We start from the raw sequence: 13,290 nt of genomic DNA, 5'->3' as shown, positions 1-13,290 counted from the left end.
GTTTTAGTAGCAACTGTGCGGGCGCCCTTTAAAGTACCAGCTTTGGTATAAAGTGCGTTGGTGCCGTTAACGTTGACGTTACGAGTTGTAGCTTCAGACGTTAAAGCTTTGTTTGATGTAACCTTAGCATATGACTTTGCGGAAGCAGTTTGTGCATTAGCAGAACCTGCGACAGCGACAAAGCCTAAAGCAGCTAAGCCTACAAATAATGATTTCTTCAAGCTTGATTTCATTATCTTGTCTCCTCCAATATATAAATTGATTTGTAGTTCACTAGGTATATGTAAACTGCAATTATCATTCTACCCCAAATCGATGAAATGAACAACTGCAATCACATATTTTTTTGCCCTAATCAACTCTACATTCATTATTCTAACGCCTTGGTATTGGCTTCGCAACATTTAGCTTCTTAATTTATATGATTGTTATATCTGAAACACTATTGTAATGAAAAGCGGCCGAACCTATTAAGGAACGACCGCTTTTCGTGGTACTAGTGTAATCAACCAGAATATTTCATTTGATATATTGTGCACAAACCGCTGACTTTAATTATTTGCGAGTATCAAACAATGGATCGATTTCGGTACTCTTGTAACGAGCGGCAAGTGGTGTCTGATAAGGGTTAACCCCGTCCTTATCAAACATCTTCAGATCAGCAATTGCCTGCATCTTCTTTTGAACGTCTTCACCGGCTAAATTGCCGCTTGCATAAGTGATTGACATCGTTTTGGTCTTATCGTCTGATGATTTAAAAATCAATTCGAGTGTTCTCATTGAGTAAATCCTCCTGTATTTTTGATCAAGTTAGTTGTTAAAACGGGTGCTTTAACTGGCTAAAAATAAATTTTGGTCAGTCTTAAGCTTGAGGAACGGGTGCCGGGGCTGGTTCACCGGCTGGTTTCTGATCTTCGGCAGCGTTCGTCACTTTGACCTGATCAGTGGTGGCCACTGTGACACCTTTTAACTCGCCTTCTGCCAAAGAACTGATGATGTCGCCGAATTTAGCAATCACTTCAGCCGAAGCATCTTTAGCAACATAGCTAAAATTATGTTTAACACCATTCTTATGATCTTTCTCAGTAAACGTGTAGGTAGCAGTTGACTTCATCCAATCTTTTTGCATTTTGTGATTTCTCCTTTATCTTCAAATCTTTTTGTAAGTTGTTGGCCAACCCTTACATCTATTAGTAACGAAATAAGGTCGCCAATGTGTCCCCTGTTTTTCAAACTTTTTTGATTTCTATTGAAGATCCTCCAATTTATGGGCAATTTGCTTCCGCAACCGATAGACCGTCTTGCGGCTAACCCCCATTCGTCGAGCAATTTCACTGACATTCAGCCCCAAATAATAATCGCAATGCAGATAGTTCAACTCATCAACCGTACAAATTCCCGAAAGTGTGCTAATCAATGCTTCAACTTCCATTTTTTCCGTACTCTGCTTTTGGTCCGCAATCTCATCCCAGGGTTCCGTTGTGTCATCAGTCGTTTCATAGACATGCCCATCAATTGCCCGCTGCTTTCGCATGTAGTCAATCATCGCCCAAACCACTCCTTGAAAGACGTATGGCATCACTGCCTCTGGTTTCTTACCGGCTTTCTTTGCAGCCGCCACCTTTTTGGCAAAGGCACAGCATCCTTCCTGGATAAGGTCATCATAAAATGGATTGCTCTTAGTTACATGCAGCCGTCTTAAAGCACCATAAATCAACAGCCGATAGTCGGCATTTTCCAAAAGTTTAAAGGCTTCACTGTAACTTTGTCGTTCCTGATCATTCATTTTTACAACTTTCCTATTCTGTTCAGACAACTCACCATTGTCTTGATATTTTTTGTGAACCGGGCCCTGATCACAAAAAATAATGATAGCGGGGTTTCAATAAAACAACCATAGTTGACTTTTTAAGCCCGTTTTTCTTTATAAATCCTAGGTTCCCTTATGTTAAGTAAAACGATTTATTCGGACTTTTCTTTACCGTTCATGATCAATTCTCGACTGTTCACGGCATCGCCCTATTAAATTTTCCTCCCGGCGCCCATACTTAAACCTGTGATCAACAAAAAAGCTTAACTCAAGCAACGAAAGAAGAGGCCAATTACTATGAACGAACAATCAAATGAATCATCAGCACCCCAGTACTATTCCCGTCACCAAGGACTCACGACTCACTTTAACGATTTTTACTTTGTCAAAATTCTAGAATCCGATGGTGACTTTTTCCTGATCGAAACCAAGGCAAAAAAAGATGGGCATTATCCCATTGATGCACAGAAATTCTTAATTGAAAAGGATTTGGTTTACCCCGTGGCGTCCAGTCTGGATGTTGTCAAGAACGGTAATTACGAGCCAGACGACCCAATGGCAGTTATCATCCCTAATCGCAACACTTCTCCCGAAAGCTTGGCCCATGACCAGTATCGGCTTGCAGGTTTACCACATACGCTTGAGTATCTGAACCAATTTCATCATACCTTGAAACGCCATGCCGATCTGGAAAGTAATCGGCCAGCCCACCTGCCATTCTGGGCCATTAATTGCGATCAGCCAGCATTATTTTCTGAGATCAAAGTCGCTTGGGACATGGTCGATGGTCAACTTAAGACTGCTCATTTAGAGACTCACTCCATTTATCTTAAAAACAATCTCGTTATTCCAACCGACAACCTTCAGTTTGTAGTCATCCCAGATCTCGCTACCGAAATGTATTTCCTGGGTAGAATGAGGGAGATTGCCCAAGCTCATCAGGAACAATCAGTTTGGCCATCCCAGCCTGCCGAACTATCTAGTGCTCAAATTCCGATTGAGAAATACGATGACGCCAATCCCTATCATTACCTGTTGGAGCTTCAAATGAAAGACGAGTTCGGATTTATCTGATCTGCAGGAAACTGACAGTTGAACTCATACAAAAAATCCCACCAACCAGTTGGCTGATGAGATTTTTGCTTCTACTATATTAGCGTAAGCAATGTGTGCTAATAAATAGCCTTAATGAGCTTATATTTAAACCTACTTTGAAAGTGAAATTTGCTTTATAATGTTTGATTGCCAAGCAAGTTTAGTCATGGATGGGTATCTCGCGCCACACATTTTTCAAGATGATCTATCGTTACTGAACTTCCTCGATGACAGGCCTTAAAGCCAGCTACTCTCATAGAGTTGCTCAATCGTTTGATCCCGCAAGGCCGGTGACATCGTTGGCGGATAAGCAATAATCATCGGCAGGCCATCATGTACATCAAAGTAAAACATTTTTTTATGATCCTTAATGAGACAATATTGATTATCTAACTGAAAAAATCCGTATCCCAACCTCTCGGCCGCATCTGAAAGGGCGTCGACCAAATCACCAGGACCATCCCCATTAGTATTACTAAAGGCCGCCAAAATCTCACCATGATGGCCATCAAAAATTTCAAAGGAGCCATCAGGTGACGTACTTTTCCGAAAATGCACATCAAGATGACGCTTTGAATTTCTAAGCTTTCGTTTGATTTGTTTAATTTTTTTTGAATTCATTGTTGTCTCCTATTAATGTTGGTTTTAATTTAACCGATACTAATTTGAATTGGTTACCGGTTACCGATCTGACCAGCGTTCTTCCCGCTTGTCATAAAGTACCCGAATCATCTTATCGCGTTGAGAAGTTGCCATGTCAGTTGGATAAGCGGCAACAATTGGTAGACGACCAATTTTAGTAAAATAAACCAGCTTGACTTCACCGTTAATGACAACATGTTGGTCATCCACGAACGAATAACTGTAATTAAAAATTTTGGTCATTGAAAGGACGGCATTAATTAAATCTGTTCGAGTGGCAGTCATGGTATTATCGATATACACAAGTGCTTCACCATTATCACCGTCAAAAGCATAATACGATCGATCAGGTGACGAAAACAGTCGAAATTGTGCTCGATGATGCCCTGTTTTTTTGAATTGTTTCTTTAACCGTTTAATTTTGTTTGAATTCATAGCTTTGACTCCTATCAGTTTGATTAAGAACTAAATGAAAATTAGTTATATCGTACAACTGAATTAGCCTTTAGACAATGCCAAGATTATTGACATGGACAAACCGCCAAGATGGCTTTGGCATTCCTTTAGCCGTTGGCATAAACTAATAGTGACTCGTCTCTAATAAAACCCAAACAAAAGCCGGTGTTATCATTGAAAATTGCCACAGAAAAAGAAGCCATCCAGTTACTGAATGACTTGAATATCGATTATCAACGAGTAGACCATCCCGCCATTTGGACGATGAACGATCCAAACGCCCCAAAAGGCCTGCCGGAAGTCAAAAACTTGTTGCTGAAACAAAAGAAAAGTGAGCAATTCTACCTATACTTAACGGATAATGCCAAAGTTAATTTCAAACATTTGGCAAATCAGTTAGGAATTGCCCACAGCCGGTTGACCTTCGCCAGTGAAGCTGAATTAGAAGAGCTGCTGGGTGTGGTTTCCGGAGTGGTAACGCCACTGGCCCTTATGCATGATACTGAGCACAAGATTCAAGTGTTATTGAATCACCGACTGAAAGCCCTACCCTTAATTTCAGCACACCCCAACGTTAATACGGCAACGATTCTGCTGAGGTGGGCGGATTTGCTGAAGGTTTTGGGGCGGCTGGGGTATCGGCCGGTGGTGATTGAGTGAATTTTAAAGATGCTTGGCCTTGTAAAATGACCGCCGGTTTTTCCCTGAGGCTTATAAGCATATATCGATCTTATGGGTATTCTTCACTTAAACATTAACAACAGATTACCAACCATAAACTTTGTCAAAAAGAATCAAAAATCTCAGAATTAGAAATTGAAGATAGGTAAGAAAAATTATAGTTTAGACAAAATTCAGAAAGTGATTTGCATGACTCCAACACAAAAAATAATTGAACAATTAAGTGAAGAAACCCCCAATTTTAAAGAAAAGATTCAACATTATCAGCAACAGAATGAATTGGGCATTAAAATTAGCGAATTACGACATGAAGTTGGATTAACGCAACAGCAACTAGCTGATAAAATCCATGTTCCTCAATCAACAATTGCCCGTTGGGAATCTGGTGATGGTAATATCACGATGAAAAATTTATCAAAAATTGCCCAGTCAGTTCACAAAGAATTAGTGATCAGATTTGTTTAAAATTAGCTGGGTATGAATTGGCTTAATATCAAAAATAATCTCTCCAGTGACTTAAAGAACCTTGATCAAATGAGATGTCTTAAGATTTAGCCCCACAGAGTAAAAAATAAAAATAGATCTCCTTCACATACCCAACCAGTACAGTTATGTGAAAAAATCTATTTTTATTCACGAATTCAAATTTTTTATCCTATATATCGCTTAGCTTCTTAACATATAGGTGCAGCTTATTAGGTGACACATAAGGTATAGTCGGCTTTTTGTCGCCATCTTGTTTTTTCATCAGTAATTGACTAAACCCGTTGGCAACGTAAAAGTCCCTCAAATGCGGCTCATTTTTGGCTTCTAGATAAAGCATAGTACCGCCAACCACTTCCCAGGCCCGTTTAATTTCTCTATATGCAAGTGCAAGCAATTGTTCGCCTGTTATTATGTGCTGATCCGCATATTCGAAATTCTTTCCAATTTGGCCTAATAGGATTGATGAAACCTCATAATTGTCTTGAGCGGTACGATAGCCAATTGGCATTAGCCTCTTTTGGACACTTTTGCTTAAATGCGACCAATTCTTTTTTGAAATTGTTAAAGGTTTTGAAGAAATTGAAAAATATCCTGCAAGTACCATTCTCCCTTTGACAGTAGTATAAACAAGTGTTGTTCTAGAGAGTCCGATTCTTTGAAACTGAATAGCAGTTTCGCGAATAAAATGTTGCACATCATCATTTATAGACGTAAAAGAGGAAAGTTGCTCATGTACCCTATCCTGTGGATAAGCGTCTAACAACTTTCCAAGAGAAACCACATCAAATGCCATTAGTCATTGTCTTTCTGATTAAATAGTTTATCAAATTTTTTATGAAACTGATCTGAATTTACATCAGTATATACCTTAACCGGTTCATCAACTTTAATGTCCACTCGCCTTGAATATCTTATCGCCTCTGCGAGCGCATGACCAGATTTACTGGTAAACTTAAAATCAGTTTGGAAACTTTTTGTAGCCATACGATCCTCTCCTTTAGTTACTCTTATATTAACACTAAAAGTGAATTTATTTTAAGAAAGAACTCTAATTTGGTTTATTCTTAATTATCTCAATTCTTAACAATAAATTACAGTGTTTATCTCTTTCACTAGTTAAAAATACCACTAGCTAATATGGAAATCTCTCGAATAATTTATCCACGTAAAAAGGTGATTTCTATGTAGACATGGAAGAAACTGATGAAAGGAACCACAGCTAGTGAGTACTTTTCAAGTACTGTCATTATTAATTGCCTTTGGCATGTTAGTAGCGATGTTTTCCAATCAGGACAAGTAACTAAAAAGCCGCCCTGCGTAACTTTGGCCGGTTACAAGTCGACTTAATTCGTTGTCTTTAACTTCGCCACCGCCTTTAAAGCGGCTTGCGGAAGGGGACCTGTTAACTCAGATCCTCTTTTTCTTACCTTTAATATACCATAAACGTTGAAAATTGGCCAACAATTCTTAAATATTGAAAAGTTCACTTCAAACAATTTTCAGATAGCCAATCAAACGGGACCAGAAAGCATTAAATTGCTTGCCAGCTCCGTTTTTGAAACCATAAAAAATCTTGACAGAAATCAAAATTCATAGCAAAATTGTTAATCGTAACCATTACTATTATTAAAAATCTTCGTTCACTGATTAACTGGCCACACCCCTGTCAGTTAGTATCAGGTCGAAGATGGATAGGAGAGATGATATGAAGAAACGAAAATTATTAGTTATGGGGCTATTGATTCTATTATCAGTTTCATTGGCCGCCTGCGATAAATCGACCGCTAGTCACAAAGCAGGTTCATCATCGACCAAGCAGCCTTACTCACGGGTGGTTGCCGGTACCCGGACAGTCGCCCAATATCTTGATTTATACAAGATTAAGCTGGTTGGCGTGGCCAATGAAGAAGGCATGCCGGCCCACTACACCCACTTAAAAAAGGTTGGCCAGCCTCGTGAGCTTAACGTCGAGGCCATCAGTGGTTTGAAGCCGGATTTATTCATTGGTGATAAAGGCTTTGAGGCAATGAGCAGTCATCAGCTTCAAGCAGCTAACATTAAATCCCGCTACCTGGACAGTTCCAGCTATGATAAGGTTTTCCAAAATGTCAAAACAGTTGGCAAACTTTTTAACCAAGAATCAAAAACCAATGGCATCATTAAAAAGTTGAAATCCGGTGAAACCAAAGCGCTGGCAGGATCCGAAAAATTAAAAGGGAAAAAAGTACTGTTGCTATTTGGGACCGGTTCCGGTTATATGGCCGCCACTAAACACTCATTTCTCGGCAGTCTTTTAACCAAGTTAGGGGTGACAAACGTTGCCGATGGTTTGCCAAAATCACAAATTGCTTACGCCCCGATCAGTCTTGAATCTGCCGTTGCCAAAAATCCGGATGTCATTTTAACTCTGGCCCACGGTAACAAAGCGATCGCTAAAAAGGCCTTTTCGGCTGAAATGAAAAAGGCCCTTTGGCAGAAGACCAATGCGGTTAAACATCATCGCGTTTACCCAATTGATGATCAAAAATATCCGGTCACCGGCAACATTCACGCGGTTTCCGTCCTTAATCGGCTCAAGGAACTTTTACTTAACGGACAAACATCATGAGTCGGCCGGCTCATCAGCAACTAACCGGTTATTTAACAATTGCTTTGCTGGTTTTAATTGGCGTCATCACCTTTAGTATCAGTTTTGGCAGTGTTCGCATCCCGCTTTCAGAAATTGCCAAGTCCTTGATTAGTACCTCAACACCCCACGCTGAAATTCTTTGGAATGTCCGATATCCTCGCGTGGCCATCTCACTCGTCACCGGCATCAATCTGGCGCTTTCCGGCTTACTGCTCCAAGCCATTTTAAAAAATCCACTTTCCGACCCCGGCATCCTTGGCATCAATTCCGGAGCCGCCTTGGGAGCCACTTTTGTCATGTTACTTTTTCCACAGTCCTCCAGTATCGTGCCATTAGTCGCCTTTATTAGCGGGTTACTGATCTTCATGATTGTTCTGGTGATTTCCTGGAAAGGTAACGCCTCACCAACTCGGCTAATTCTTTCAGGCGTCGCCGTCAATGCCATTGTCAGCGGTTGTCAATCAGTGCTCACAACCACCTATAGTGAGCGCCTAAGCGGGGTGGTGACTTGGATTAATGGGAGCTTAAGCGGTAAAACTTGGTCACAGGTTGGGCTGATGTTAGGTTACAGTTTGCCACTGTACGTAATCATCTTCTTGCTGCACCAGCGGCTTGATTTACTATCACTGGATGACCAAGCCATCTTTAGCTTAGGAATTTCTATTAAAAAGTATCGACTAATTGTGGCTTGCCTAGCCGTGTCACTGGCGGCAATTACCGTTTCTCAGGTTGGCTTAATCGGCTTTGTCGGCTTAATTGTTCCTCATATTGCCAGAATTTTAGCCAAAGGACGGTTTATCGTGACCATTCCATTCACCATGCTGATTGGCTGCATTGTTGTTGCCCTGGCCGACACAGTGGCCCGCTTAGCAATTTCACCTTTAGAACTGCCGATTGGAACGGTCATGTCAATTATTGGCGGACCGTTTTTTCTTTATCTATTGGCAACCCAGCATCAGTTAGGAGGCCGAAAATGACCGCACCGCACTTAAGAGCAACCCATCTGACCTTTGGCTACACTAAAGATGTGCCAATTATCAAAAATATTTCGATGAGTCTGCCGCCGGGAAAGTTGACCGCTATTATTGGTAGAAACGGTTCGGGTAAAAGTACCCTTTTTAAATGTCTAACCTCAGAAGTCAGTCCCCAAGTAGGTACTGTTTATCTTAACGACAAGCCATTGGCGGATTTACCCGCCAACCACCGGGCTCGGCAAATCGCAATCGTTCATCAAAAAAATCAATTATCCACACCTCTCAGTGTCAGAACCGTGGTGGGATTCGGTCGAACGCCCTATCGAAGATTTTTGGAAAAACCCTCAAAAAATGATGAGCGGTTGATTACAGATATTCTTAAGCAAACTAAATTAACTGAATTGGCTGATCGGTCGGTGCTTAGTCTATCTGGCGGCCAACTGCAACGGGTTTGGCTAGCGTTAGCCTTGGCTCAAGATCCGCAAATCCTACTACTGGACGAACCCACTACCTATTTAGACATTAACACTCAGTTGGACTTTTTAAGCTTGATTAGGCAGCTCGTCAATACTAAATGCCTCACCGTTGGCGCCATTCTGCATGATATGAATCAAGTGCTTCAATTCGCCGACAACGTGTTGGCACTAGCCGACGGCCAACTGATCGCCGACGGGCCAACCGCTCAAACGGTGACGCCGACGTTGCTTAAACAGCTCTTCGGGATTAACGCAACAATCGTTAAGACCAAGGCTGGTCATCAATTGATCGATTATCCTTAAGGAGGTAGACACGATGTTTAAAACCCTGTTGTCTCTGGGAATTTCCAAACGAAAAGCCGGCATTATAGCAGCTCTCTTCCAGTGGCTCAATTCACTGTTAATTTTAGAACCGATAATGGGATTGAGTTTTATCACAATTGATCATCGGATTCCCAGTGAATTACTCATGATCGCCACCATTCACATCATCTTGGTGATTAGCAGCTGCCTATTCAGTTCGTTTTTTAGCGGCCAATGGGCAACGGCTGCCATTAGCGACTTGCAACACCGATTTATCCATTCGATGCTGGCAAAATACGCACTGCAGCCGGCTCAACAACTCAACCAAATCATTCAAAACGGCATCGGCACGATTAAGCAAGTCGCCGTATTCTATGAAACGATCATCCCAACACTGGTTGAAATCGGCTTAACCGGCCTCATTGCAGTGATTGTCACCGGTTTTTTAAATCCTCTCAGCCTGCTCATCCCCGTCATCAGCTTGTTGGGAATCGGTCTGGGCATGATGGTACTCAATGGGCGGGGTAATCATCGCAACGCTGCCTACATTCGCAGCTTCACCAAACTGGGCGGTCGCTTTTTAAATGACATGTCCGCCCTAAAAGAACTGATCATGTACCACCGCCAAGCCCATTATGCGACAGCTTTTGCCAAAGATTCCGAGTACTTTCGTCAAAAGATAATGGAGGTTCTGGCTTATCAGCTGCAAACCCTCACTATCATTGATTTCTTCATTTATAGTGGTATTGGCTGCTTTGCGCTCGCCCAGTTAATCGCTGTCGATCGTCAACAATTATCGCTTACCGGTGCGATCAGCCTAACCTTTTTAATGGCAACTTGGCTGATCAGTATTCGACGTTTTGGATACTTTATCCACGTGTTTCATTCACTCTTTCCAAAACTTCAGCGACTATTTTCAATCATCAACTCGGATCAATCGGTTAATGACCGTCACTTAACAACGCCCGTCAAAACTCTTTCGTTAAATGGCAGTGTGGGTTATCAGGAAAAGCCGTTGGTCAAAGAGCTTAATCTTCAACTTCAGCCAGGCGAAGTCATTGGTCTAGCCGGGGCCAGTGGATCGGGCAAAACCACGATTAGCAAAGTCTTGCTGGGTGTCTTGCCGCCACTTACCGGCCAAGTCACGGTCAATGGTCAGCCACTCACAGATTATTCCTTGCCAACTTGGTGGCAGCACATTGGTTATTTAGGCCCCCAAACCACTTTCTTGGATGGTACTTTAGCGGATAACTTGTTACTAACCGACCAAAATCAAGCTTGGCAGGTTGAACTAGCTAAATTTGGTCTCTGCCAATTTGTCCAACAACTACCGGATGGCTGGGCCACCCAAGTTGGCCAAAATGCCAGTCGGCTCTCTCCGGGACAAAAGCAGCAATTAGCACTGGCTCGGGAACTGTTAAGTCACAAAGACGTCTATCTTTTCGACGAAATCAGTGCCAATATTGACCCTCAAAATGCCAAAATCATTTCGGACTGTTTACAGCGGCTGGCAAAAACCAAACTCGTTTGTCAAATCACCCATAAGGTTGACGATTTAAAACCACTTCATCAGATAGTCTACCTTGACCACCAACATGCCATTCACGGTAGCTTTTCGACACTTCAAAAGGCTTCACCAGCTTTTAAACAAATGATTGAGGAACAGCAACGGCTTATTAAGGAGGTTTTGGCAAATTGACACTGATTCTACGACTCTTAAAAGAAACCCACCATTTAAATCGCTATCTGCTGTTAAGTATCATCAGTGCATCACTCTGTACCATTTTTCAATTCAGTTTATTGCTTTTGACCTTAAGAGCGCTAATCCAGCCAACCGCCAACCAACTTTGGCCAATGTTGGCCATCATTCTCGGCTTGGGGCTACTCATCGGCATTACCCGTTACGGTGAACAGTACAGCGGCCATTACGTCGCTTTTAAAATCTTATCAGACTTTCGGATCCGATTGTATCGCCATTTGATCACGCTTGCCCCAGCTAGACTGGATGATCATCACAGCAGCCAACTGTTAAAAACAATCACCCAAGACATTAACGCGATTGAGGTCTTCTATGCTCACACGATTACACCGATCGCGACTGCGATGATCATCCTAATCTTTCAGGGAGTTGTCTTCGGACATTATGCTATTTGGCTTGGGCTTACTGCCGTTATAAGCTATTTACTAATTGGCCTATTACTTCCTTGGGGTTACGCGCGACTCATTGCTCCCGTGACCCCAAGACTGGCAAAAGCCGACCGTCAAAACCAAAAGACGATTACTGAACTCATTTCAAATCAGTTTGTCCTTCAACAGCACGGACTTACCAATTGGGCACAAAAGCAGGCCAACCAAACTAATGCGACTTACGCAGCCGGTTATCGGCAAAAAGCCAATTTGCAATCCCAGCAGACCGTGGTAATCACCTTATTTCTAACAATCACCACCGCTACATTTGGCTGGCTGGTGATTAAAACTCACCAGCCCATTTGGTTAGCAATTCTATTTCCATTAACTTTTCAACGTTTCCTGTCACTAGCAAACCTTCCAGGAGCGCTTAGTAATGGCTTAGCCGCTTCAAAAGCCATTTTCAATCTTTTGGATGAAAAACCTGATATTAACGATAACGGAACACAAACACTATCGACTGGCCAATCAGCCATTCAGGTAGTCGCAAACAACCTCAACTTCACTTATCCTAAGCGGCCCACCGACCGGATTTTGGCTCACTTCAACTTAACTGCAGTTTCACCAAAGATTATCGGGCTGATCGGTAAAAGTGGGACGGGGAAAAGTACCTTTTTGAAATTACTTATGCGATGGTATGACCCGCAAAGTGGGACCATTACGATTGATGGTACGCCGATTCAAAACCTAACGTTGGCTTCTCTTCGACAAAGTATCAATTATATGGCACAGGAACCAATCATTTTAGAAGGCACCGTTTGGGACAATTTAACCCTGGGCAAATCATTTCCAGAAGCTAAAATCAACGACCTGTTGACAAGCGTTAGGATGAAAACAGTGGTTGATCGCCTGGAACACGGACTAGACACGCCAATTTCACCTCGAAGCAATCCTTTTTCAGCCGGTGAAACTCAACGACTGTCCCTGGTCCGCGCCCTCTTATATCCAAGCCAAATTCTGTTGCTGGATGAACCGACCAGCAATTTAGACTCGATCAATGAAGCGATCATTTTAAAAACTGTCAAGAAACACTATCATGGCTTGGTTCTCTTGGTCACCCATCGAAAAAGTTCGTTAGCAATTTGTGACCAGGTGCTTGACGTTGGCTCGTTGGGCGCTAAAGCGGATTGAACCGTTGTTACTGATGAAGATTTGACACTCGAAGGTGATTATAAGTAGTCACACCATAACTAAAAGTCGCCGGTGACAGAAATTCTCAAGTAAAGGTAAAGAAAGACCGACCCAGCAATTAACTGAGTCGGTCTTTCTAATTAACATAACCAAAGTAATAGACGAGCTAACTCTTTAGCGAACGGCCGGACCGTCCTTTCCTGACTTGAAACGATATAGGAATCTGTGATTCTTGTCAAATAATTCGCTAGTCATTAATCAAGGTATTAAATAACGTGTGATGCTAAGGTAACTATCCAGCTATTGCTACCCAAAATTTTAAAGCCAATAATAAAGATAAACTTTAATAAAAAATTATCTGGAATTCGCTTTATGATTCCTGTATGATTAATACTTGCAGGAAGTTTTAAGGGCGGTGGC

The 13,290-nt window shown here is 42.0% G+C and carries 16 protein-coding genes and 1 pseudogene; 9 read left to right on the top strand and 8 right to left on the bottom strand.

What is annotated here, in order from left to right; genetic code table 11:
• The 4 genes and pseudogenes from ED605_RS01375 to ED605_RS01360 form a co-directional block, all read right to left on the bottom strand.
• Positions 1 to 233: pseudogene (locus tag ED605_RS01375) on the bottom strand (hypothetical protein); the annotation flags it as partial.
• Positions 234 to 555: 322 nt separating this feature from the next.
• The gene (locus ED605_RS01370; RefSeq protein WP_121977144.1) at positions 556 to 780 is read right to left on the bottom strand and encodes a DUF2922 domain-containing protein; all 225 of its coding nucleotides are present in this window, start codon (positions 778 to 780) and stop codon (positions 556 to 558) included.
• Between the two features lie 82 nt (positions 781 to 862).
• A complete protein-coding gene (locus tag ED605_RS01365; protein ID WP_191981326.1) occupies positions 863 to 1,129 on the bottom strand; it encodes a DUF1659 domain-containing protein in 267 nt (88 codons plus the stop codon).
• Positions 1,130 to 1,246: 117 nt separating this feature from the next.
• The gene (locus tag ED605_RS01360; protein ID WP_121977143.1) at positions 1,247 to 1,786 is read right to left on the bottom strand and encodes a sigma-70 family RNA polymerase sigma factor; all 540 of its coding nucleotides are present in this window, start codon (positions 1,784 to 1,786) and stop codon (positions 1,247 to 1,249) included.
• A 321-nt stretch (positions 1,787 to 2,107) separates the two neighbouring features.
• Here ED605_RS01360 and ED605_RS01355 point away from each other — a divergent pair, with 321 nt between their 5' ends.
• Positions 2,108 to 2,884, top strand: coding sequence for a hypothetical protein (locus ED605_RS01355; protein WP_121977142.1), 777 nt, complete (start codon positions 2,108 to 2,110; stop codon positions 2,882 to 2,884).
• Positions 2,885 to 3,142: 258 nt separating this feature from the next.
• Here the strand turns inward: ED605_RS01355 and ED605_RS01350 are convergent, their stop codons facing one another.
• Together ED605_RS01350 and ED605_RS01345 are read right to left on the bottom strand one after the other, a co-directional pair.
• Entirely contained in the window at positions 3,143 to 3,526 is a 384-nt protein-coding gene (locus ED605_RS01350) for a hypothetical protein (RefSeq protein WP_121977141.1), read from the bottom strand.
• Between the two features lie 60 nt (positions 3,527 to 3,586).
• Positions 3,587 to 3,982, bottom strand: a complete 396-nt coding sequence (locus ED605_RS01345; protein ID WP_121977140.1) for a hypothetical protein — start codon at positions 3,980 to 3,982, stop codon at positions 3,587 to 3,589.
• Between the two features lie 186 nt (positions 3,983 to 4,168).
• Here ED605_RS01345 and ED605_RS01340 point away from each other — a divergent pair, with 186 nt between their 5' ends.
• A complete protein-coding gene (locus ED605_RS01340) occupies positions 4,169 to 4,663 on the top strand; it encodes a YbaK/EbsC family protein (RefSeq protein WP_306419359.1) in 495 nt (164 codons plus the stop codon).
• 210 nt (positions 4,664 to 4,873) lie between these two features.
• The gene (locus ED605_RS01335) at positions 4,874 to 5,149 is read left to right on the top strand and encodes a helix-turn-helix domain-containing protein (RefSeq protein ID WP_121977138.1); all 276 of its coding nucleotides are present in this window, start codon (positions 4,874 to 4,876) and stop codon (positions 5,147 to 5,149) included.
• 190 nt (positions 5,150 to 5,339) lie between these two features.
• Here the strand turns inward: ED605_RS01335 and ED605_RS01330 are convergent, their stop codons facing one another.
• Both ED605_RS01330 and ED605_RS01325 read right to left on the bottom strand, forming a co-directional pair.
• On the bottom strand, positions 5,340 to 5,963 hold the full coding sequence (locus ED605_RS01330; RefSeq protein WP_121977137.1) for a GNAT family acetyltransferase: 624 nt from the start codon (positions 5,961 to 5,963) through the stop codon (positions 5,340 to 5,342).
• Positions 5,963 to 6,154 (bottom strand): hypothetical protein, encoded by a 192-nt coding sequence (locus ED605_RS01325; protein ID WP_121977136.1) that lies wholly within the window; start codon positions 6,152 to 6,154, stop codon positions 5,963 to 5,965. Before ED605_RS01325 ends, ED605_RS01330 begins: the two co-directional genes overlap by 1 nt.
• Positions 6,155 to 6,373: 219 nt before the next feature.
• On the opposite strand from ED605_RS01325, the gene ED605_RS15050 reads away from it, so the two are divergent.
• The 6 genes from ED605_RS15050 (at position 6,374) to ED605_RS01295 (ending at position 12,870) form a co-directional block, all read left to right on the top strand.
• Positions 6,374 to 6,517, top strand: coding sequence for a hypothetical protein (locus tag ED605_RS15050; protein WP_162919729.1), 144 nt, complete (start codon positions 6,374 to 6,376; stop codon positions 6,515 to 6,517).
• A 358-nt stretch (positions 6,518 to 6,875) separates the two neighbouring features.
• Positions 6,876 to 7,778: an ABC transporter substrate-binding protein gene (locus tag ED605_RS01315; RefSeq protein WP_162919728.1), complete on the top strand. Its 903-nt coding sequence runs from the start codon at positions 6,876 to 6,878 to the stop codon at positions 7,776 to 7,778.
• Positions 7,775 to 8,776 carry a FecCD family ABC transporter permease gene (locus ED605_RS01310; protein ID WP_121977134.1) on the top strand — a complete coding sequence of 334 codons (1,002 nt, stop codon included), beginning with the start codon at positions 7,775 to 7,777 and terminating at the stop codon, positions 8,774 to 8,776. Before ED605_RS01315 ends, ED605_RS01310 begins: the two co-directional genes overlap by 4 nt.
• Positions 8,773 to 9,552 (top strand): ABC transporter ATP-binding protein, encoded by a 780-nt coding sequence (locus ED605_RS01305; protein ID WP_121977133.1) that lies wholly within the window; start codon positions 8,773 to 8,775, stop codon positions 9,550 to 9,552. Before ED605_RS01310 ends, ED605_RS01305 begins: the two co-directional genes overlap by 4 nt.
• 13 nt (positions 9,553 to 9,565) lie before the next feature.
• The gene (locus ED605_RS01300; protein ID WP_121977132.1) at positions 9,566 to 11,251 is read left to right on the top strand and encodes an ATP-binding cassette domain-containing protein; all 1,686 of its coding nucleotides are present in this window, start codon (positions 9,566 to 9,568) and stop codon (positions 11,249 to 11,251) included.
• Positions 11,248 to 12,870 (top strand): amino acid ABC transporter ATP-binding/permease protein, encoded by a 1,623-nt coding sequence (locus ED605_RS01295; RefSeq protein ID WP_121977131.1) that lies wholly within the window; start codon positions 11,248 to 11,250, stop codon positions 12,868 to 12,870. Before ED605_RS01300 ends, ED605_RS01295 begins: the two co-directional genes overlap by 4 nt.
• The last annotated feature ends 420 nt before the right edge of the window (positions 12,871 to 13,290 follow it).

Origin of the sequence: Lentilactobacillus raoultii, assembly GCF_900411375.1 — a bacterium.
Taxonomy (GTDB): domain Bacteria; phylum Bacillota; class Bacilli; order Lactobacillales; family Lactobacillaceae; genus Lentilactobacillus; species Lentilactobacillus raoultii.
The sequence above is the reverse complement of the archived record's forward strand: the minus strand, read 5'-3'. Positions and strand labels throughout refer to the sequence as shown.